The 20979-nt window shown below is 73.4% G+C and carries 16 protein-coding genes; 9 read left to right on the top strand and 7 right to left on the bottom strand.

The annotated features are described in order from the left end of the window. Nucleotides 1-117: 117 nt before the first annotated feature. From L3078_RS20200 to L3078_RS20185, 4 genes are read right to left on the bottom strand one after another with little or no spacing between them, the layout of a single operon-like run. Nucleotides 118-1380 (bottom strand): cytochrome P450, encoded by a 1263-nt coding sequence (locus tag L3078_RS20200; protein WP_239755314.1) that lies wholly within the window; start codon nt 1378-1380, stop codon nt 118-120. Further along, the gene (locus tag L3078_RS20195) at nt 1361-1708 is read right to left on the bottom strand and encodes a DUF742 domain-containing protein (protein WP_239755313.1); all 348 of its coding nucleotides are present in this window, start codon (nt 1706-1708) and stop codon (nt 1361-1363) included. The genes L3078_RS20200 and L3078_RS20195 overlap by 20 nt, the downstream gene beginning before the upstream one ends. Next, a complete protein-coding gene (locus L3078_RS20190; protein ID WP_239755310.1) occupies nt 1705-2193 on the bottom strand; it encodes a roadblock/LC7 domain-containing protein in 489 nt (162 codons plus the stop codon). The genes L3078_RS20195 and L3078_RS20190 overlap by 4 nt, the downstream gene beginning before the upstream one ends. Then, a complete protein-coding gene (locus L3078_RS20185; protein WP_239755308.1) occupies nt 2190-4871 on the bottom strand; it encodes a sensor histidine kinase in 2682 nt (893 codons plus the stop codon). The genes L3078_RS20190 and L3078_RS20185 overlap by 4 nt, the downstream gene beginning before the upstream one ends. 270 nt (nt 4872-5141) lie before the next feature. On the opposite strand from L3078_RS20185, the gene L3078_RS20180 reads away from it, so the two are divergent. After that, nucleotides 5142-8579, top strand: a complete 3438-nt coding sequence (locus L3078_RS20180; protein ID WP_239755307.1) for an FAD-binding and (Fe-S)-binding domain-containing protein — start codon at nt 5142-5144, stop codon at nt 8577-8579. 128 nt (nt 8580-8707) lie between these two features. After that, nucleotides 8708-9073 carry a hypothetical protein gene (locus L3078_RS20175; RefSeq protein ID WP_239755306.1) on the top strand — a complete coding sequence of 122 codons (366 nt, stop codon included), beginning with the start codon at nt 8708-8710 and terminating at the stop codon, nt 9071-9073. A 21-nt stretch (nt 9074-9094) separates the two neighbouring features. Here L3078_RS20175 and L3078_RS20170 read toward each other — a convergent pair whose 3' ends face one another. Then, nucleotides 9095-9463: a DUF952 domain-containing protein gene (locus L3078_RS20170; protein ID WP_239755305.1), complete on the bottom strand. Its 369-nt coding sequence runs from the start codon at nt 9461-9463 to the stop codon at nt 9095-9097. Between the two features lie 87 nt (nt 9464-9550). On the opposite strand from L3078_RS20170, the gene L3078_RS20165 reads away from it, so the two are divergent. Further along, nucleotides 9551-10744, top strand: a complete 1194-nt coding sequence (locus L3078_RS20165; RefSeq protein WP_239755304.1) for a pentapeptide repeat-containing protein — start codon at nt 9551-9553, stop codon at nt 10742-10744. 69 nt (nt 10745-10813) lie between these two features. Then, nucleotides 10814-11374, top strand: a complete 561-nt coding sequence (locus L3078_RS20160) for a GntR family transcriptional regulator (protein ID WP_239755303.1) — start codon at nt 10814-10816, stop codon at nt 11372-11374. 34 nt (nt 11375-11408) lie between these two features. Here the strand turns inward: L3078_RS20160 and L3078_RS20155 are convergent, their stop codons facing one another. Together L3078_RS20155 and L3078_RS20150 are read right to left on the bottom strand one after the other, a co-directional pair. Next, the gene (locus tag L3078_RS20155; RefSeq protein ID WP_239755302.1) at nt 11409-12266 is read right to left on the bottom strand and encodes an alpha/beta fold hydrolase; all 858 of its coding nucleotides are present in this window, start codon (nt 12264-12266) and stop codon (nt 11409-11411) included. A gap of 108 nt (nt 12267-12374) precedes the next feature. Beyond that, nucleotides 12375-13328, bottom strand: a complete 954-nt coding sequence (locus L3078_RS20150) for an EamA family transporter (RefSeq protein WP_239755301.1) — start codon at nt 13326-13328, stop codon at nt 12375-12377. Between the two features lie 209 nt (nt 13329-13537). Between L3078_RS20150 and L3078_RS20145 the strand changes: the two genes are divergently transcribed. The 5 genes from L3078_RS20145 (at nt 13538) to L3078_RS20125 (ending at nt 20973) form a co-directional block, all read left to right on the top strand. After that, nucleotides 13538-14335 carry a TIGR03084 family metal-binding protein gene (locus L3078_RS20145; RefSeq protein WP_239755299.1) on the top strand — a complete coding sequence of 266 codons (798 nt, stop codon included), beginning with the start codon at nt 13538-13540 and terminating at the stop codon, nt 14333-14335. After that, nucleotides 14332-16032, top strand: a complete 1701-nt coding sequence (locus L3078_RS20140; RefSeq protein WP_275593156.1) for an acyclic terpene utilization AtuA family protein — start codon at nt 14332-14334, stop codon at nt 16030-16032. Before L3078_RS20145 ends, L3078_RS20140 begins: the two co-directional genes overlap by 4 nt. Before the next feature lie 223 nt (nt 16033-16255). After that, nucleotides 16256-17860, top strand: a complete 1605-nt coding sequence (locus L3078_RS20135; RefSeq protein WP_239760392.1) for an acyl-CoA carboxylase subunit beta — start codon at nt 16256-16258, stop codon at nt 17858-17860. An 11-nt stretch (nt 17861-17871) separates the two neighbouring features. Continuing rightward, nucleotides 17872-19728: an acetyl/propionyl/methylcrotonyl-CoA carboxylase subunit alpha gene (locus L3078_RS20130; RefSeq protein ID WP_239755298.1), complete on the top strand. Its 1857-nt coding sequence runs from the start codon at nt 17872-17874 to the stop codon at nt 19726-19728. Between the two features lie 84 nt (nt 19729-19812). Further along, complete coding sequence (locus L3078_RS20125) at nt 19813-20973, top strand: acyl-CoA dehydrogenase family protein (protein WP_239755297.1); 1161 nt, start codon at nt 19813-19815, stop codon at nt 20971-20973. Nucleotides 20974-20979 lie beyond the last annotated feature (6 nt).

Below are 20979 nucleotides of genomic sequence, written 5' to 3'. Positions count from 1 at the left end.
CCAGGGGCGCGGGGAACTGCGCGACCAGCCCCCACCGGACGGACGTGTGGGGGTCAAAGGGGCGCAGCCCCTTGAGGATGGGACGGGTAGGGGCGGCGGGGGCGAAAAACACCGAGCTCAACCCCCACGCACAGGCCCAGGCGAGAACCGCACCGGCAACCCCACCAACCCCCGCAGCCACGGCGACGGCCGACGCGTCAGGGACGTCACCGGGACCGCGAGGTCCAGATCCGGCAGCCGGTCCAACAGCACCTCGATACCCGTCCGCGCGATGACCTCGGCCGCCTCCTGGGCCGGGAACGGACACCGGTGCTCGCCGTGCCCGAAGGAGAAGTGCGCGTTGTTGCCCCCGGTCAGCGCGGAGCCATGCGTGCGGACCCGCGGGTCCGAGTTCGCCCCTTGAAGACCCAGCAGGACCAGATCCCCCGCACGGAGGACCCGCCCACCGAGCCGCGTGTCCCGCGTCGTCCACCGCCCCGCCGCGTTCTGGATCGGCGCGTCCTCCCACAGCACCTCGTTCATGGCCTCGGCCACACTGCTGCGCCCCCCGAACAGCGACGCCGCGAACCGCTCGTCCGTCAGCATCAGCCGCAGCGAGTTGCCGATCCAGTCCGCCGTCGGCTGGTGCCCCACCGCCAGCATCACCATCACATCGTGCGTGACCTCCTCCACCGTCACCTCGTACGCACGCGCGTTCGCCAACAGCCGCGACACCACGTCTTCCCCGGGCCGCTGCCGACGCTCGGCCACCAGCCGCCCCATCGCCGACCGCAGATACCCCTCGGCCGCCACCGCCCGGCCCTGCCCGTCGAGGATGTCGTTCAGCGCCGCCACCAGCCCCGGCGCGTGCTCCTCCCGGAAACCGAACAGGAACGCCAGCACCCGCGCGGGCAGCGGCGCCGCGAACTGCCCCACCAGGTCGGCCGCGCCCACCCCGCACACCACGTCGATCAACTCGTCGGCGAACCGCTCGACATGACCGCGCAGCTCCAGCGGATCGACCGCCTCCCACGCCTCCTCGATCAGCGCGGCGCGCTGCCGGTGCCGCTCGCCGACCGTGCCGAGGACCGACGGCTGATCCGGGCTGATCACGGGCAGCAGCGGCCAGTCGGCCGGGATGGCCGGCCACTGGTTCCACAGCTCGGAGTTCCGGCTGAACAGTTCCGGATCGCTCGTCACCTGGTGCAACTCGCGGTAGCCGAGCACCAGCCACGCCGGGACGCCCCCGTCCAGCAGCACGGGCACGACCTCCCCGTGCTCCCGCCGCAACTCCCCGTACAGGGCGGCGGGTTCGCCCCGGAAACGCGCGCCGAAGAGCGGAACGGGCGGGGCCCCGGGTACGGAGTGGCCGTCGCCGTTCTCAGAGGTTGCGAAGTCCAACTAACACCTGCTCCAGAATGTCCAGATCGACCAGCGTGGCCTGGTTCGGATGCCGGGCGCTGACCCGGCCCGCCGTGAGGAGGTCGGAGAGCAGCACCTTGGTGATGCTCACCGGAAGCCGCAGTTCGGCGGCGATCTCCACCACCGCCGTCGGCCGTTCCGTCAGCCGCAGGATCGTCACATGTTCCGACTGCATGCCCGGGACCGGCTGACTCTCCGCGACCACCAGGGTCACCAGGTCCAACGGTGCTCCGGGCGCGGACCGGCTGCGGCCCCCGGTGAGCGTGTACAGCCGGTCGGGCAGGTCGTCCCTGCCGGGCCGGCTCATGACGTACGGGGCGCCAGAGCCGTGGCCGCGACCACGGTCGTCGTCGTACCCGTGGCGCCACCGGCGGCCGTGCGCGTCGGGTGGCGCGGCCGCGCGCTCAGGTGCTCGCCCAGCTGTTCGACGAGCTCGCTCATGTTGTGCCCGACGAGCCCGGCGTCCGCCTCCTCGTCCGTGACCACGGCCAGATGCGCGCCCTCGCCCGCCTCCACGATGAACAGGACCCCGCCGTAGAACTCCGCCATCGCCGACCGCACGCCCCCGCTGCCGTCGCCGAACTGGATGGACGCCCCGTGGGACAGCGACTGGATGCCGGCGGCGATCGCGGCCAACTGGTCGGCCTGGTCGACGGAGAGCTCGGGCGTACGGCACAGTTTCAGGCCGTCCCGGGAGAGGACGAGCGCGTGCCGGGCGCCCGGAGTGCGTTCCAGCAATCCCTCCATGAGCCAGGTGAGCCTGTCGTCGGCGGTGGAGCCGGTGCCGGTCATGGGGTGTCGTCGCCTTCCAGGTGGGGGTGCGTGCGGGGGTCCGGGGGCCGGGGCGGCTCTCCGGCCGGACCGGGGGCGGGGTCCGCGTACGGGTCGGGATCCGGGTAGGGGGCGGAGCCTGCGTACGGGGTCGTGTCGGGGGCCGCGTCCGGGGCCGCGTAGGGGGCAGGCGTCGCGTACGGGTCCGGGGCGGGGGCCGGGGCCGTGTGAGGGGCAGGCCTCCCGTACGCGTCCCGGTTCGGGTCCGGGTCCGGGTTCGGGTACGCGGTCGAGTCAGTGTCCAGGCCCGTCGCCCGGGCGGGGTCCGTGGCCGGATCCCCGTAGGGGGAGCGCGGGGCCGGGTCCGGGGTGGGCGCGGTGTCCTCGTGCGGGGCCGAGCGCGTCTCCTGTACGGCTTCCCAGGCCGTCTCCCTCACGGGGTCCAGTTCCCACTTCGCCTCCTGTGCGGGGTCGGGTGCCCATGGCAGCTCCGCGGCGGCCTCCGCCTCCCACGCGGCCTGCTTCGCCGCCTCCGGCTGCCATGCGAGCCCCCGCGCGGGCTCGGGCTCCCATCCGGCCTCCGGCACGGGCCCGGGCGCCCAGGCGGTCTCCTCGACGGGCTCGGGTTCCGGTCCGGATTCCCACGCGGCTCCCCCTACGGCACCCCACTGCGGCTCCCGTACGGGCTCCAACTCGGCCTGCCGTACGGTCTCGGCGGGCGGTGCGGCCTCCCGTACGGGTTCCAGCGCGGCCTCCGGTGCGGTCTCCGGTGCGGCGGGCCCGGCGGGGGCCACGTACCGGTCCACGGCGGCGGCCGGGTTCGGCGGCGTCGGCGCGACCGGTGGCGTCGGCGCGACCGGCGCTCCCGTGGAGCTGTCGTCGCCCGTGGCCGTCCCCTGGACGAACGCCTGGTCCAACCCGCCCGTGCCGCGTACCGCGCGGCGGAAGCTGCTGAAGCGGACCGCGCCGGTGCTGGCCTCCTCGGCGGGCCGGGAGACGCGCTCGGGGCGGGCCTCGGCGCCGGGGGCGTGCGCCCGGGTGCGTGCCTCCGCCTCCGCGAGGGACTGGCCGCGCCGACGCCGGGGGAGGGCGTCGGACGGGGCGGTGGCGGTCGTGTCGTCGGTGGCCTCGCCGGGGGCGGCCGGGGAGTCGAATGCGGAACCTGACGCGGAGCCCCATTCTGCGCCGAACTCAGAGCTGAGCGACGAGGTGAAGGGTGAGGTGTAGGGGGCGCCGTACGCAGGAGAAGCGGAGGGCGATTCGCGCGGCGTGCCCGTCGTCGTGTCCGTCGTCGCGTCCGTCGGCGGAGCCGCCGACGGGCGCCGGAAGCCGGACAGCGAGTCGATCAGGGCGTCGGCCACGGGGTCGGCGACCGGCGCGGCGGGAGCCTCCGGCGGGAACGCGTGCATGGGCGTGGGCTCGGCGTCCAGGTCGTGCGGGGCGCGTACGCCGGCGTACGGCGGTGGCGCGAAGGGCGCGGACGCGCCGGGGGACGTCGACGCGGGAGAGGTGGTCGTGGGGATCGTGCTCGCCAGGACGTCCTGCGGGATGAGCATCAGGACGCCCGTACCGCCGCGCGCGGACGGCCGGAAGGAGATCTTCAGCCCGTGCTTGCGGGCGAGGCGGCCGACGACGGCGAGGCCGAGACGCGTGCCGGACAGACTCGCGAGGTCGGCCGTCTCGCCCGCCACGGCGCGCTCGGCACGACGGAGCTGGATGTCGCTCATGACCAGCCCGGAGTCCTCGACGGAGATGATCGCGCCGGCCGGGACCTCCTCGACGTACACATGGACCTCGGCGGTCGGCGGCGAGAAGTTGGCCGCGTTGTCGAGGAGTTCGGCGAGCGCGTGCATGACGCCCTCGGCGGCGTGACCGGCGACGGCGGCCTCGCTGGAGGAGTGCAGCCGCACCCGGCGGTAGGCGCCGATCCGGCCCATCGCGCCCCGCAGGATCGACTCCATGGGGATCGGCCGTGCCCAGCGGCGGCCCGAGCGGGCGCCCGCGAGGACGGCGACGGAGTCGGCGAGCCGGCCCGCCTGGGCGGTGCGGTGGTCGAGGTGGAGGAGGTCGGCGAGGACGTCCTCGTCGGCGTGACGTTCCTCCATGGCCCGCAGATCGGCGAGCGTGCCGGTCGCGAGCGCCTGCATCCGGCCGGCCACGTTGGCGGTCACGGCGAGCAGGGCGGTGCGGTCGCTCTCGGCCCGCTCGGCGCGTTCGGTGAGCAGGGACCGCTCCTGGGCGGTCTCCTCCGCCGTACGGTCCCGCTCGCCGGTGAGCCGTTCGCGTTCGCGCTCGGCCTCCGTGGTCAGCCGTACCCGTTCCCGTGCGAACTCGGCCGCGATCCGCGCCCGTTCCTGCACGAACTCCTCGGTCAGCCGCCCGCGTTCCTGGGTGTGCTCCTCGGCCGTCCTGGCCCGTTCCTGGAGCAGCAGACCGGTCTCCCGGGAGACCGCGTCCAGCCGCTGCCGCAGCAGCCGCACCGACACGCGCGCGTGCACGGCGACCGCGACGGCCACCGTCAGCAGCAGCGCGGCCGCGCCCGCGCCGGCCGCGAGGGGAATGCGCACGTCCGGCTGAGCCGACGCGACGGCCGCGCCGACGGCGGTCGCGGAGAGCAGGGCGGTCACCAGGGGTAACGGAAGGACTGAGCGCGGGGCGGGGCGTTCGCCCGGGGGGCGTGGGGGGCTGGGCGCGGTCATCGGCGGGTGTCCTCGGTCGGTTCTGAACTCGGTAACGCAGTCGGTTCCTGGAGGCGGTAACTCGGTCGGTCCCTGAACGAGAAGCGACGTCTGGTGCTCAATTGGGCGTCACTATATGGGAGTTCGTGACGGTGGTTGGCCGGTTTCGGGTTAGCTCCGCGGAATCCGGCCAACGTGCCCGGTGAGCGGCGCGCCGCCTGTCCACGGACCGGACGATCACCTCGGGGTCGTGCGTCGTCACTGTCAGTGGTCGGGTGCATCCTGGAACGCATGACGGACTTCGGGGGTGCGACGGGTCGCGGTGCGACGGGCCGTGGTGCGACGGGTCGCGGTGCCGCGCGTGCGCTGGACGCGGCAGGTGGCGTGGATCGGGCAGGTGGCGTGGACGCGGCAGGGGGTGCCGCCCGCGCGGCGGAGCTGCGGGGCGCGCTGTCGGCCGCGCTGCGGGCGGCGGGCGTGCGCGGCGAGACCGCGTTCGACGCGACCGCCCGCGCGCTGACGACGATGGACGCGTCCAACTACCGCCGGGTGCCGCTGGGCGTGGTCGCGCCCCGGGACGCGGACGACGTGGCGGCCGTCCTGTCCGTCTGCCGCGACCACGGCGTCCCGGTCGTCGCGCGCGGCGGCGGCACCTCGATCGCCGGGCAGGCCACGGGCACGGGCATCGTCCTGGACTTCACCCGCCACCTGAACCGGCTGGTCTCCCTCGACCCCGAGGCGCGCACGGCGGTCGTCCAGCCCGGCCTGGTCCTGGACCGCCTCCAGGAGGCCGCCGCCCCGCACGGCCTGCGCTTCGGCCCCGACCCCTCCACCCACAGCCGCTGCACCCTCGGCGGCATGATCGGCAACAACTCCTGCGGCTCGCACTCGGTCGCCTGGGGCACGACGGCGGACAGCGTGCGCGAGCTGTCGGTGATCGCGGGCACCGGCGGCGTACGGCGACTGGCCCAGGGCTGGTCCGGCGCCCCGGACGGCCTGCGCCCGCTGGTGGAGCGGGAGTTGGCCCGCCTGCGCACCGGCTTCCCCGACCTCCCCCGCCGCATCTCCGGGTACGCCCTCGACGCCCTCCTCCCGGAGAACGGCGCGGACGTGGCCCGCTCCTTCTGCGGCTCCGAGGGCACACTCGGCGTGCTCACGGAGGCGGTCGTACGGCTCGTCGAGGCGCCCCGCGCGCGTGCCCTCGCCGTCCTGGCGTACGGGGACGAGAGCGCGGCGGCCGAGGCGGCCCCCGGTCTGCTGCCGCTCGGCCCGCTGACGGTGGAGGGCATGGCGGCGGACCTCGTCCCGCCGGGCGCGAGCGGCCTCCCGGCGGGCGGGGCCTGGCTGTTCGGGGAGGCGGGCGGCGACACCCCCGCCGAGGCGCGGGCCCACGCCGACGCCCTGGTCCGCGCGGCCGACGCCGCCGACGCGCTCGTGGTCACCGACCCCGCCGCGCAGCGCGCGCTCTGGCGCGTCCGCGAGGACGCGAGCGGTACGGCCACGCGGATGCCCGACGGCACCGAGGCCTGGCCCGGCTGGGAGGACTGCGCGGTCCCACCGGCCCGACTCGGCGCGTACCTACGGGACTTCCGGGGCCTGCTGCGCGCCCACGACCTGCGCGGCACGCCCTACGGCCACTTCGGCGACGGCTGCGTCCACGTCCGCGTCGACTTCGACCTGCTGACCCCGACGGGCATCGGCCGCTTCCGCCGCTTCTCCGAGGAACTGGCCGAACTGGTCACCGCGCACGGCGGCTCCCTCTCCGGCGAACACGGCGACGGCCAGGCCCGCGCGGAACTCCTGCCGAAGATGTACGGCGCCGAGATGGTCCGGCTGTTCGAGCAGGTGAAGGGCGTCTGGGACCCCGACGACCGCCTGAACCCCGGCATGCTCGTCCGCCCGGCCCCCCTCGACACCAACCTCCGCTTCGCGGTCCTCCCGCGCACACCGGTGCCGGTGGAGTTCGCCTACCCGGACGACGGTGGTGACTTCTCCGCAGCGGTACGACGTTGTGTGGGCGTCGCGAAGTGCCGTACGACCGAGGTGAGTCCGGCCTCCGGGGCCGTCATGTGCCCCTCCTTCCGTGTCACCGGGGAGGAGGAGCACTCCACGCGGGGCCGGGCCCGCCTCCTGCACGAGATGCTGGCCGGCGAGGTGGTCACCGACGGCTGGCGCTCGACCGAGGTGCGCGACGCCCTCGACCTCTGCCTCTCCTGCAAGGGCTGCCGCTCCGACTGCCCGGTCGGCGTCGACATGGCCACGTACAAGGCGGAGTTCCTCCACCACCACTACGCGGGGCGCCGCCGCCCGGCCGCCCACTACGCGATGGGGTGGCTGCCGCGATGGCTCCGCCTGGTGGCCCGTACGCGCACGGCCGGACTCGTCGGCTTCCTCGCCGGGGTACGCCCTCTCGCCGCGCTCGCGAAGCGGCTGGGCGGGATCGCGGGGGAGCGGGAGCTGCCGCGGCCGGCGAGGGTGCCGTTCACGCGGTGGTACCACCGGATGCTGAAGGAGGAGGCGCGGCGGGAGGAGGCGGCTGCGGCGGAGGCAGGGTTCCCGGAGGTGGGGGAGGAGGCGGCCGTCGAGAGCCCGTTCGGCGGTTCGGGCTTCCGGCAGCGGCGGAAGTGGGGCGTCAGGGGCCGTCCCCCCGGCCCGGCGGAACTGGCCGAGGCGCTCGCCGAGGCCGAGGCTCTCGCCGAGATGGGCGCCGACGTGGACTTCGAGGCGGATGACGAGGCCGACGGCGAGGACGGGGACCGCGAGGACGGGGACCGCGCGTGTGGCGACCACGAGGGCGGGGACCGCGAGGACGGGGACCACGAGTCGCCCACGACCGTGCTGCTGTGGACGGACACCTTCACGGAGTACCTCTCGCCGTCCGTCGGGCAGGCGGCGCTGAAGGTGCTGGAGGCGGCCGGGCTCCATGTGATCGTGCCGCCGACGCTGTGGATGAAGCGGAAGCCGTCCTGGGCGCGGCGGGCGGAGGCGGGCGAGGAGGTCGCCCTCACCCAACTGCGCCTCACCCAGGCCCTGTTCGCGATGCGGACGGGCCGGGTCTGCTGCGGGCTGACGTACATCTCGACAGGCCAGCTCGACCGGGCCCGCGCGGTGCTGCGCCGCACGCTCGACATCCTCGACGTGTTCCTGAGCCCGATCCCGCAACGCTTCCTGGACGAGGACCCCGGTCTCGCCCCGCCTCCCCTCCCCGTCGTCGTCCTCGAACCGAGCTGCGCGGCGACGTTCCGCTCCGACCTGCCCGAACTCCTCCCCGACGACCCCCGGGCCCACAAGCTCGCCGCCTCGGTCATCACCTTCGCGGAGGCGCTCGAACGCCATGCCCCGCACTGGACCCCACCCGCCGTCGACCGCCCGGTCGTCGGCCAGACCCACTGCCACCAGCACGCGGTACTGGGCGACGCCCCCGACCGCCGCCTCCGCGCGGCCGCCGGCCTCACCGGCGCCCTCAGCGGCGGCTGTTGCGGCCTCGCGGGCAACTTCGGCTTCGAGAAGGGCCACTACGACGTCTCCGTGGCCTGCGCCGAGGAGCAACTCCTGCCGGCGGTCCGGAACGCGACCGACGAGACGCTCGTCCTGGCGGACGGCTTCTCCTGCCGGACCCAGCTGGAGCAGCTCGCGGGAAGGCGGGGACGGCACTTGGCGGAGGTGCTGGCGGAGGGCCTGGGGGAGGCACCGGTGGAGCGGGCGGAGGACGGCGGCCGGGACCGCTGAACCGGCGCCTGAACCGGCGCCCGAAGGGCGGGGGCTCCCCGCCCGAGCCCCTGCACGCCACCTTCCTGACTGTTCGTGTTCGCACGGACACGGGGAGCATCGGGGTGGTCGAGATGTACGGGGGGCACATGGACCGCCACGACGGCGAGACGGAGAAGGAGCGGAGCGGGACGGAGGGGAGGCAGGGTGGGACGGAGGCGAAGGGCGGCGACAACCGGGCGGCGGCACCGGGGGAGCCGGCAGCCCCGAAGTACGAGAGGGACCGCATCGCCGAGCATGTGATCGGGCATGTCGTCGGCGGTTCCATCGTCGGCGTGATGGCCTGGTTCTGGACTCAGACCCCGATCGGGTTCGTGATGACCGTGATCTGGGGCTTCGGCGTCTACGGGTGGAACAAGAGCCCTCAGGTGCGGAGTTGGTCCCGGCGGCGACGGATCCGTCTGGGCGTCGCGATCACCACGGTGTACTGGACGTTCGCCTTCCTGGTGATGTGACCGAGGAACGGACCGACGCCTTCACGCGCCCTGCTGCTCCCCCAGCCCCACCGCGCGGCCGTCCTCGTCCCACCGGATCTCCAGGATCCGTACGACGGCGTCACGGTCGAGGGGCCCGAACACGTGGGGGAACAGGGCGTCCTCGCCGACACCCGGCGGCGGAGCGGGAGCGGCGGCCTCGAACTCCACCCGGGCGGTCAGCCGTTCCTCGTCGAGGACGAGGACGTGCAGCGGCTTGGGCGCGTCCCGGTAGAAGGCGTTGACGACGGCCAGCGTCGTCGCCTCGTCCGGCGAGCAGTGCACGAAACCGTCCTCCGGCAGCGACGCGGGGGCGTACGGCTGGTCGGGTCGGGCGTTCCAGGCGGCCAGGGATACGACGTGGTAGATCACAGGCTGGTTATACAGCAGCGTCCGATCCGCCCTCAGCCTTCATCGACCTTGATCAGTTCAGCGGCCCCCGCCTAAGCTCCCGTGCCCATGGAGTTGCGGGGGCACGGTCGGCGATCTTGGCGGGACCGACTGGCCGGGAGAGGACGGACGCCGGTCGTCGTCCTCGCCGGGGTGGTGGGCCTCGTCGCCGTGGGCGCGGTGCTCGTCCTTCTGCCGGGTGCGATCGTCGATCACGATCTCGCGGGCGCGAGCGTGGACGAGCGGGACAGGCTGAAGGCCGTGAGCGACGTCCGTACGACGTTGCTCCAGGCCCTCGGCGGACTGGCCGTCCTCTTCGGCGCGTACGCCACCTGGCGTCAACTCCGGGTCAGCCAGGACGGTCTGCGCGCGACACAGGAGGGTTACGTCACCGACCGGTTCAGCCGGGCCGTCGACCAACTCGGCAGCGACAAGGTGGACGTACGCATCGGCGGGCTGCACGCGCTGTGGCGGATAGCGGAGCACTCGGCGCGGGACCGCGAGGCGATCCTCTCCATCCTGGCGGCCTATCTGCGGACCCATCTGCCGTGGCCGCCGCCCACCGGACCGGAGGACCCGGCGGCTCCACTGGCTCCGGCGGTCCCGTCGGCGGAGACGCCGATCAACGACGTCGTGCCCCTGGAGGTACGGGCGGCCGACGCCCAGGTGGCGCTGACCGGGCTCGGCGTGCTGCTGCTGCACCCCCGGGAGCATTCCTGGCTCAACCTCGGCGTCACCGATCTGCGCCGGGCCGACTGCGACGGGCTGTGGCTGACCGAGGTCAACCTCGACCGGGCCTGCATGGAAGCGGCGGGCCTGTACCACGCCAACCTGACCCAGGCCTCCCTCGTCTCCACCAACCTCCGGCACGCCGACCTCACGACCGCGATCCTGCGCCGGACCCGTCTCGCCCTCGCCGACCTGCGAGGCGCCCGTCTGGTCGCGACGGATCTGCGGGACGCCGACTTCACGGAGGCCGACCTGCGCGAGGCGAACCTCCGTAAGGCCGACGCCTCCGGCGCCGTCCTCCACCGCGCCGACCTCCGCCTGGCCGACCTGCGCGGCAGCGACCTGAGCACCGCCGACCTCACCGGGGCCCGCCTCACCGGCGCCCTCACCAGCGCCCGGACCCGCTGGCCCGCCGACTTCGACCCCACCGCCGCCGGTGTCGTCCTCACCGAAGACCCGGGCCCCGAGCCCCCGCCCCTCCTCCAGCCCCCGGGCATCACGACCGAGCACCCGCCGCTGCGCTCGATGGGGTGACCGAGGAGCCGACGCCGACGCCGACACCCACGTCGACGTACGGTCGGGTCGTGGACCTGGGGAGGCAGAGTGCGCGCCAACGGCTGGGTCAGTACGTCGATGCCGTATCTGACGCCGCGGGAGAAGGGCCAGGGCGACGCCTGGGCCGAGGAGGCCGCGGAGCGGGGGCGCCGGGGCACCCAGCGGATCCTGTACGCCGGTGAGGTGGCCGCGCCCGCCGAGGTGGCGCGGCTGCTGGGGCTGACCGAGGGCGAGCCGGTCGTCGTACGCCGCCGCCTGATCCTTCTCGACGACCAGCCGAACGAGCTGACGGACACGTACTACCCGGTCGGCATCGCCCGTGGCACCGGTCTCGCCGGCACCGCCAAGATCCCCGGTGGAGCGGTGACGTTGCTCGCCCGGCTCGGCCATGTCGGCGCCCGCGTCCGCGAGGACGTGACGGCCGACAACCCGGCCGACGAGGAGCGCGAGACCCTGCGCACCGCCCCCGGTGAACCGGTGCTGCGCCTGACCAGACTCACCCTCGACCACGACGACCGCCCCCTCCAGGTCGACCGCATGGTGATGCCGGCGACACGCCAACGCCTTTGCTACGAGATCGCGATCGCGACCGACGACGGAGCCGGATGACGATCCCCGGGGGACACCCCGCCCCGCCCCGCACTCACTCCCTGTGCCGGAGCGACCCCGCCCCCGTCTCCCCGAGGAACTCCCGCAGGACCTGGGCGAGTCGTTCCGGCTGGTCCTCGGGGACGAGGGTGGAGGAGTCGGCGATCTCGACGAGCCGGCCCTTCGGATACAGCTCTGCCAGCCGGGGGCCGTGTTCGCGCGGCATGAGGCGGTCCTCGGTCGCCCACACGACCAGCACGGGGCGGTCGTAGTCCCGCAGGCGCTCGCTCCATTCCAGCAGGGTCGCCCGGCCGGGAGCCGACGTGGCGAACTTGGCGAAGTCCCGGCGTACGGCCCTGCTCCGGGTCGCCGGGCCGAACCAGTCGGCCATGATCTCGGGCGGGACCCCGCGCAGGCTCATGCCCCCGTACCCGTCGCGGTGGTCGCGGAACGCGGGGACCCGCATCAGCCGCGTGAGCAGCCAGACGCCACCGGGGACCCCGCACACCTTGGCCACCGCCTTGGCCGCTCCCGGCGGGAAGTTGTCGAACGCCTCGCAAGCCACCAGCACCAGTCGCCCGACGCGGTCGCCCCGCTCCTCCGTCACCAGGAACTGGCCGCCACCCCAGTCGTTGAGGACGAGGGTCACGTCCTCAAGGCCGAGCCGTTCGATGAACTCGCCCAGCAGCCGTGCGACACCCCGGTGGGACAGGTCGGCGTCCGGGCGCATCGGCCGTCGGTGGCCGCCGAGCGGCAGGGTGGGCAGGACACAGCGGTACCCGTCCAACAGCGGTACGACCTTGCGCCATTGCGTCTCGTTCATCGGCAGACCGTGGCTGAACACGATCACCGGCCCCTCGCCGCCGGTGTCCTGGTAGTCGATCGTCCCGGCGGACAACTCGATGTGCGGCACGGCACCCCCGTCGGTCAGGCCTCCCCGCCCTCGGACGGGCGGAGGTCGTACTCACGTTAGGGAGATCGGAGTGTCAGGCCAAGGAACCCGTCGGCCAGGGAGGGCGGCTCATCCCGGCAGATCCGGCTTCCCCCGCCCCACCTGCGTCCGTACCGCCCCCATGCTCGCCCCGATGACCAGGGCGATCGCGAGGGCCTCGACGGTGGTGAGGGCCTGGTCGAGGACGAGGAAACCGGCCGTGGCGGCGATCGCGGGCTCAAGGCTCATGAGGATCGCGAAGGTGGAGGCGGGCAGGCGGCGCAGCGCGACGAGTTCGAGGGTGTACGGGAGGACGGAGGACAGCACGGCCACGGCGGCACCCAGGGCGAGCGTCGTCGGCTCGACGAGCCGGCCCCCCGATTCGACGATCCCCAGCGGCAGGAACAGCACCGCCGCGACGGCCATGGCGAGCGCCAGCCCGTCGGCCTGCGGGAACCGCCGCCCCGTACGCGCGCTGAAGACGATGTAGAGGGCCCATGCCAGCCCGGCGGCCAGGGCGAAGGCGATGCCCAGGGGGTCGAGGCCGCCGACTCCGCCGCCCTTCCCGAGCAGGAAGACGCCGCAGAGGGCCAGCCCGGCCCACACCACGTTCAGCGCCCGCCGGGACGCGAGGACGGAGAGCGCCAGCGGGCCGAGCACCTCCAGCGTGACGGCGAGGCCGAGGGGGATACGGGCGACGGCCTGGTAGAAGAGGCCGTTCATCGCGGCCATGGTGACGCCGAAGGCGACCACCGTCCCCCAGTCGGTACGCGAGTGCCCGCGCAGCCGGGGCCGGCAGATCACCAGCATCACCAGCGCGGCGACCGCGAGCCGGAGCGTCACCACCCCGAGCGCCCCGGCGCGCGGCATCAGCGTCACCGCCAGCGCCCCGCCGAACTGCACCGATATCCCACCGGCCAGCACCAGCCCCACGGGCCCGAGGGAACCCAGGCCACGCGCGCGGCGCAAGCCGCCGGGGGCGGGCGCGGCCGGGGTCACGGCCGTCGCGGCAGGCGCAGACTGTTCAGCACGGGGGAGTGTCACGGGGACCGTCCAGAAGAGCGGGGAGAGGGAGGTCGAGGGGGCGACGAAAGGATGTCGTTCAGTATGGAGGACTGGGTAGTGCAAAGCAATGGACTAAGTCAGGCTCGTAGCGTCTTTTGCAGCTTACTTTGCCGACTCGGGGACCCCAACCGCTCCCTAAAAATGCAAGCACGCTTGCTTGTTTCTGGGTCCGCTGCCATGCTCCCCCCATGGCCGACCCAACGCCCGTGATCGACGACCTGCGTGCCGAGAGCGAGGAACTCGACCTGCTCGTGGCCGAGTTGAGCCCGGAGGAGTGGGCGCTCGCGACGCCCGCGCCCGGCTGGACCGTCGCCCACCAGATCGCGCACCTCGCCTGGACGGACCACTCGTCCGTGCTGGCCGTGACCGACCAGGCAGCCTTCGCCCGTGAGGTCGAGAGCGCGCTGACCTCGCCCGGCGACTTCGTGGACGCGGGCGCCGAGGAAGGGGCCGGGAAGCCGCCCGCCGAGCTGCTCGCGGACTGGCGGGCCGGTCGCGACGCCCTGGACGCCGCCCTGCGCGCGGCACCCGAGGGCGCGCGCTTCCCCTGGTACGGCCCGCCCATGTCCACCGCCTCGATGGCGACCGCCCGCCTCATGGAGACCTGGGCCCACGGCCTGGACATCGCCGACGCGCTGGGCGTCCCCCGGATCACCCCCGGCGACCGCCTCCGCCACATCGCCCGACTCGGCATCCGCACCCGCGACTTCGCCTTCGGGGTGCACGGACTGACCCCGCCCTTCGAGGAGTTCCGCGTCGAACTCACCAGCCCCACAGGCGAGTTGTGGACGTACGGCCCCGAGGACGCGACCGACCGCGTCGCCGGCCCCGCCCTCGACCTCTGCCTCCTGGTCACCCAGCGCGCCCACCGCGCCGACCTCGCCCTGCGCGCCGAAGGCGCGGACGCCGACCGCTGGCTGGACATCGCCCAGGCCTTCGCGGGCCCGCCCGGCACCGGGCGCGCGGCCAAGGGCGCCACGCCGTGACGGCGGCCCCCCTCCGCATAGGCAACGCCTCCGGCTTCTACGGCGACCGCTTCGACGCCATGCGCGAGATGCTCACCGGCGGTGAACTCGACGTCCTCACCGGCGACTATCTGGCCGAGCTGACCATGCTCATCCTCGGCCGCGACCGCCTGAAGGACCCGGCCGCCGGGTATGCCCGCACGTTCCTGCGCCAGTTGGAGGAGTGCCTGGGCCTCGCGTACGAACGCGGGGTGCGGATCGTCGCCAACGCGGGTGGTCTCAACCCGTCCGGACTCGCCTCCCGCATACGGGAGTTGGCGGCCCGGCTCGACATCCCCGTCCGCGTCGCGCACGTCGAGGGCGACGACCTCACCGCCGCACACCCCGGCACCCTCGCCGCCCACGCCTACCTCGGCGGCTTCGGCATCGCGGCCTGTCTGCGGGAGGGCGCCGACATCGTGGTCACCGGCCGGGTGACGGACGCGGCCCTGGTGACCGGGCCCGCCGCCGCGCACTTCGGCTGGGGACCGGGGGAGTACGACCGCCTCGCGGGCGCCGTCGTCGCCGGGCACGTCCTGGAGTGCGGGGCGCAGGCCACCGGCGGCAACTACGCCTTCTTCCACGAGGCGACCCCGGCCGCCCTGCGCCACCCCGGCTTCCCCCTCGCCGAACTCCACGCCGACGGCACGGCCGTGATCACCAAGCACCCCGGCACCGGCGGCCTCGTCGACATCGGCACGGTCACCGCGCAGCTCCTCTACGAGACGGGCGGCGCCCGGTACGCGGGCCCCGACGTCACCGCCCGCCTCGACACGATCACACTCACCCAGGACGGCCCCGACCGCGTCCGCGTCCACGGCGTACGCGGCGAGGCCCCGCCCCCGACCCTCAAGGTCGGCCTCAACCGGCTCGGCGGCTTCCGCAACGAGGTCACCTTCGTCCTGACCGGCCTGGAGATCGAACGCAAGGCCGCCCTCGTCCGCGACCAGCTGGAGACCGCGCTCGCCGCCGCCAAGTCCCGTCCCGCGCACGTGGACTGGGAGCTGGCCCGCACCGACCACCCCGACGCCCGCACCGAGGAGACCGCCAGCGCCCTCCTCCGCCTCGTCGTCCGCGACCCGGACCAGGCCACCGTCGGCCGGGCCCTCAGCGGAGCCGCCGTCGAGCTGGCCCTCGCGAGCTACCCCGGCTTCCACGTCCTGGCCCCACCCGGAAAGGGCGCCCCCTACGGGGTGTTCGAGGCGGCCCACGTCGCCCGGGACACCGTGCGGCACGTCGCCGTCCTCCACGACGGCCGCCGGCTGCCCGTCCCGCCGGGCGACGACACCCTCCCCCTGCGACCGGTCGACGAACCGGCCCTCCCGGCACCGCTGCCGCCCGGCCTCCCCACCCGCCGCGCGCCCCTCGGCCTCGTCGCCGGCGCCCGCAGCGGCGACAAGGGCGGCAACGCCAACATCGGCCTCTGGGCCCGTACGGACGACGCGTGGCGCTGGCTGGCCCACACCCTCACCACCGACCGGCTCCGCGCGCTCCTGCCGGAGACGGCCGACCTGCCGGTCACCCGGCACACGCTGCCCAACCTGCGCGCCCTCAACTTCGACGTCGTCGGCATCCTCGGCGAGGGCGTCGCCTCACAAGCCCGCTTCGACCCCCAGGCCAAGGCCCTCGGCGAATGGCTCCGCTCCCGCCCCCTGGACATACCGGAGGCCCTGCTTTGAACCCGCCCCCCACAGAAGTCAGGGGCTTCCTGGCTCAGGAAGCCCCGCAGGTCAGCGACCTGAAGGGTCTTACTCCCTCGACACCAGCCGGGACGGAACCTGCCCGGAACGTACAGCGAAGTCTGGTGACACCCGTGTCGGCTTGGTTCTCGCTCAACACGTCGTACGCGCTTGGTTCTCGCACCGCACGAAGCGTAGATTACCCGATTTGCGGGAGCTGTTGGTGACCGTCCTCGCCTCCGCCCTCGACCCGAACGCCCCCGACCACGCCGCGAACCGCGAGGCCATGCTTGCGCGGCTCGCCGAGCTCGACGCCGAGCACGCCGCCGCCATCGCCGGAGGCGGCGAGAAGTACGTCCAACGGCACCGGAAGCGCGGCAAGCTCCTGGCCCGCGAGCGCATCGAACTGCTCCTGGACCCCGACACGCCCTTCCTCGAACTGTCGCCGCTCGCCGCCTGGGGCAGCGAGTACACGGTCGGCGCCTCGCTCGTCACCGGCATCGGGGTCGTCGAGGGCGTCGAGTGCCTGATCACCGCCAACGACCCGACCGTACGCGGCGGCGCGAGCAACCCCTGGTCCCTGAAGAAGGCCCTCCGCGCCAACGACATCGCCCTCGCCAACCGGCTGCCCTGCATCAGCCTGGTGGAGTCCGGCGGAGCCGATCTCCCCTCCCAGAAGGAGATCTTCATCCCCGGCGGCGCGATCTTCCGCGACCTCACCCGGCTCTCCGCCGCCGGCATCCCCACGATCGCCGTCGTCTTCGGCAACTCCACCGCCGGCGGGGCCTACATCCCCGGCATGTCCGACCACGTGATCATGGTCAAGGAACGCGCGAAGGTGTTCCTCGGCGGCCCGCCCCTCGTCAAGATGGCCACCGGCGAGGAGAGCGACGACGAGTCCCTCGGCGGCGCCGAGATGCACGCGCGCGTGTCGGGCCTCGCCGACCACTTCGCCGTCGACGAGCCGGACGCCCTGCGCCAGGCCCGCCGGGTCGTCGCCCGCCTCAACCACCGCAAGGCGTACGCCGATCCGGACCCGCACCTCGTCCAGCCCCCCAAGTACGACGCCGAGGAACTGCTCGGCATCGTCCCGGACGACCTGAAGGCGCCCTTCGACCCCCGCGAGGTCATCGCCCGGATCGTCGACGCCTCCGACTTCGACGAGTTCAAGCCCCTCTACGGCACCAGCCTCACCACCGGTTGGGCCACCCTCCACGGCTATCCCGTCGGCATCCTCGCCAACGCCCGAGGGGTGCTGTTCAGCGAGGAGTCCCAGAAGGCGGCGCAGTTCATCCAGCTCGCCAACCAGCGCGACATCCCCCTCCTCTTCCTCCACAACACCACCGGCTACATGGTCGGCAAGGAGTACGAGCAGGGCGGCATCATCAAACACGGCGCGATGATGATCAACGCGGTCAGCAACAGCCGGGTCCCGCACCTGTCCGTCCTCCTCGGCGCCTCGTACGGCGCCGGTCACTACGGCATGTGCGGCCGCGCCTACGACCCCCGCTTCCTCTTCGCCTGGCCCAGCGCCAAGTCGGCCGTGATGGGCCCGCAGCAGCTCGCGGGCGTCCTGTCGATCGTGGCCCGCCAGTCGGCGGCGGCGCGCGGACTGCCGTACGACGAAGAGGGCGACGCCGCCCTGCGCGCGATGGTGGAGCAGCAGATCGAGTCCGAGTCGCTCCCGATGTTCCTGTCCGGACGGTTGTACGACGACGGGGTCATCGACCCCCGCGACACCCGCACCGTCCTCGGCCTGTGCCTGTCCGCGATCCACACCGCGCCCTACGAGGGCGCGCGCGGTGGCTTCGGCGTCTTCCGGATGTGAGGGAACCCTTCGTGATCACTTCTGTCCTCGTCGCCAACCGGGGCGAGATCGCCTGCCGGATCTTCCGCACCTGCGCCGAGCTGGGCATCCGCACCGTCGCCGTGCACTCCGACGCCGACGCGGGCGCCCTCCACACGCGCGTCGCCGACACGGCCGTACGGCTGCCGGGCGCGACCCCCGCCGACACCTATCTGCGCGGCGACAGCATCGTGAAGGCGGCCCTCGCCGCAGGCGCCGACGCCGTCCACCCCGGCTACGGCTTCCTCTCCGAGAACCCGGACTTCGCCCGTGCCGTCCAGGACGCGGGCCTCGTCTGGATCGGCCCGCCCCCCGAGGCGATCGAGGCCATGGCGTCGAAGACCCGCGCCAAGGAACTCATGGGCCTCACCCCCCTCGACGAGGCCGAGGTCACCGAGAAGGACCTCCCGGTCCTGGTGAAGGCGGCGGCGGGCGGCGGCGGACGCGGCATGCGCGTCGTAGGCCGCCTCGACGACCTGCCCGCCGCCCTGGAGAGCGCCCGCGCCGAGGCCGCGAGCGCCTTCGGAGACGGCGAGGTCTTCGTCGAGCCGTACATCGAGAACGGCCGCCATGTCGAGGTGCAGATCCTCGCCGACACCCACGGCACCGTCTGGCCGCTCGGCACCCGCGACTGCTCCCTCCAACGCCGCCACCAGAAGGTGATCGAGGAGGCGCCGGCCCCCGCCCTCCCCGAGGAGCTGACGGCGGAACTCCACACCCTGGCCGTACGCGCCGCCCGAGCCGTGGACTACGTCGGCGCGGGCACGGTCGAGTTCCTGGTGTCCGACGGCACGGCCCACTTCCTGGAGATGAACACCCGCCTCCAGGTCGAACACCCGGTCACCGAAGCCGTCTTCGGCCTCGACCTGGTCGCCGAACAGCTCCGCGTCGCCGAGGGCCACGCCCTGCCCACCGCCCCACCGACCGCACACGGCCACGGGATCGAGGCCCGCCTGTACGCCGAGGACCCGGCCCACGCGTGGGCCCCGCAGACAGGCATCCTGCACCGACTGGCCGTCCCCGAGGGGGTCCGCCTGGACACCGGCTACGAGGACGGCGACACGATCGGCGTCCACTACGACCCCCTGCTCGCCAAGGTGATCGCCCACGCTCCCACCCGGGCGGAGGCGATCCGCAGGCTGGCAGGCGCGCTGGACCGGGCGACCCTGCACGGCCCGACCACCAACCGCGCCCTGCTGGTGAACTCCCTGCGCCACGAGGAGTTCACGTCCGCCCGCATGGACACGGCCTTCTACGACCGCCACCTCCCGGCCCTCACCACCCCCGCCCCCGACCCCTACGCCCCGCTGGCCGCCGCCCTGGCCGAGGCCACCGAGGGCGACCCCCGTTTCGGCGGCTTCCGCAACGTGCCCTCCCAGCCCCAGGTCAAGCGGTACGCGACGGCGGGGGAGGAGCACGAGGTCCGCTACCGGCACACCAGGACCGGCCCGGAGGCAGACGGAGTCCGGATCATCCACGCGGACGCGCGTCTCGTCGTCCTCGAAGTGGACGGCGTACAACGGAAGTTCGAGGTCGCCCGCTACGGCGACCGCGTCCACGTCAACACCACCACCCTCACCGCCCTCCCCCGCTTCCCCGACCCCACCACCCAACAGCCCCCGGGCTCCCTCCTGGCCCCCATGCCGGGCACGGTCGTACGCATCGCGGACCACCTGAAGCCGGGCTCACCCGTGGAAGCGGGCCAACCCCTCCTCTGGCTGGAGGCGATGAAGATGGAACACAAGATCACATCCCCGGCGACAGGAACGCTGACGGCCCTACACGCCACACCGGGCCAACAGGTGGAAATGGGCGCCCTCTTGGCCGTGGTCGAGCACCAGCCCACCTAAGGGGCGCGGGGAACTGCGCGACAAGCCCCCACAGACCGGCACCCTCCAAACAACGAACGGACCCACCCCCTTAGGAGCCCTGTCATGCCCCCCGTCCTGGAATCCGAAGAACACAAAGCCCTACGAGCCGCAGTCTCCGCCCTGGGAAAGCGTTACGGCCGTGCATACATAGCCACGGTCAACAAAGAGAACCGCCACCCAGACGAACTCTGGTCCGAGGCGGCAAAACTCGGCTACCTGGGCGTCAACCTCCCCGAGGAGTACGACGGCGGAGGCGGCGGCATCACCGAACTCTCCATCGTCCTGGAGGAACTCGGAGCCGCAGGCTGCCCGTTGCTCATGATGGTCGTGTCACCGGCCATCTGCGGTACGGTCATCGCCCGCTTCGGCACCAAGGCTCAGAAGCAGACTTGGCTGCCCGCCCTGGCGAACGGCACCCGCGTGATGGCCTTCGGCATCACCGAACCCGACGCCGGCTCCAACAGCCACCGCATCACCACCACCGCCCGCCGCGACGGAGTCGACTGGCTGCTCACGGGCCGCAAGGTCTTCATCTCGGGCGTCGACCGGGCGGACGCCGTCCTCATCGTCGGCCGCACCGAGGACGCTCGCACCGGCACCCTCAAGCCCTGCCTCTTCATCGTCCCCACGGACACCCCTGGCTTCGCGTACCGGCAGATCGACATGGAACTCCGCGCCGCCGAGAAGCAGTTCGAGCTGAGCTTCGACGACATCCGGCTCCCCGCCGACGCCCTGGTCGGCGACGATAACGCCGGCCTCCTCCAACTGTTCGCCGGCCTCAACCCCGAGCGGATCATGACGGCCGCCTTCGCCATCGGCATGGCCAGGTACGCCCTCGGCAGAGCCGTCGAGTACGCCCGCGACCGCACGGTCTGGCGGCAGCCCATCGGTGCCCACCAGGCGATCGCCCACCCCCTCGCCCAGTCCCACATCGAACTCGAACTGGCCCGCCTGATGATGCAGAAGGCGGCCCACCTCTACGACGCCGGTGACGACGCTACGGCCGGCGAAGCGGCCAACATGGCCAAGTACGCGGCGGGCGAGGCGTGCGTGCGGGCCGTCGACCAGGCCGTGCACACCCTCGGCGGGAACGGCCTCACGGCCGAGTTCGGCCTCGCCTCGCTGATTACCGCCGCGCGCGTGTCTCGTATCGCGCCGGTGAGCCGGGAGATGATTCTCAACTACGTCTCCCACCAGACCCTGGGCCTGCCGAAGTCGTACTGAACCGGC

The sequence above is a fragment of the Streptomyces deccanensis genome, assembly GCF_022385335.1.
Lineage (GTDB): Bacteria > Actinomycetota > Actinomycetes > Streptomycetales > Streptomycetaceae > Streptomyces > Streptomyces deccanensis.
The sequence above is the reverse complement of the archived record's forward strand: the minus strand, read 5'-3'. Positions and strand labels throughout refer to the sequence as shown.

Bases quoted from the DNA above. Each gene is read 5' to 3' on its own strand.
- L3078_RS20195 (WP_239755313.1), bottom strand. From the start codon at position 1,708: ATGAGCCGGCCCGGCAGGGACGACCTGCCCGACCGGCTGTACACGCTC.
- L3078_RS20190 (WP_239755310.1), bottom strand. From the start codon at position 2,193: ATGACCGGCACCGGCTCCACCGCCGACGACAGGCTCACCTGGCTCATG.
- L3078_RS20185 (WP_239755308.1), bottom strand. From the start codon at position 4,871: ATGACCGCGCCCAGCCCCCCACGCCCCCCGGGCGAACGCCCCGCCCCG.
- L3078_RS20180 (WP_239755307.1), top strand. From the start codon at position 5,142: ATGACGGACTTCGGGGGTGCGACGGGTCGCGGTGCGACGGGCCGTGGT.
- L3078_RS20175 (WP_239755306.1), top strand. From the start codon at position 8,708: ATGGACCGCCACGACGGCGAGACGGAGAAGGAGCGGAGCGGGACGGAG.
- L3078_RS20165 (WP_239755304.1), top strand. From the start codon at position 9,551: ATGGAGTTGCGGGGGCACGGTCGGCGATCTTGGCGGGACCGACTGGCC.
- L3078_RS20145 (WP_239755299.1), top strand. From the start codon at position 13,538: ATGGCCGACCCAACGCCCGTGATCGACGACCTGCGTGCCGAGAGCGAG.
- L3078_RS20125 (WP_239755297.1), top strand. From the start codon at position 19,813: ATGCCCCCCGTCCTGGAATCCGAAGAACACAAAGCCCTACGAGCCGCA.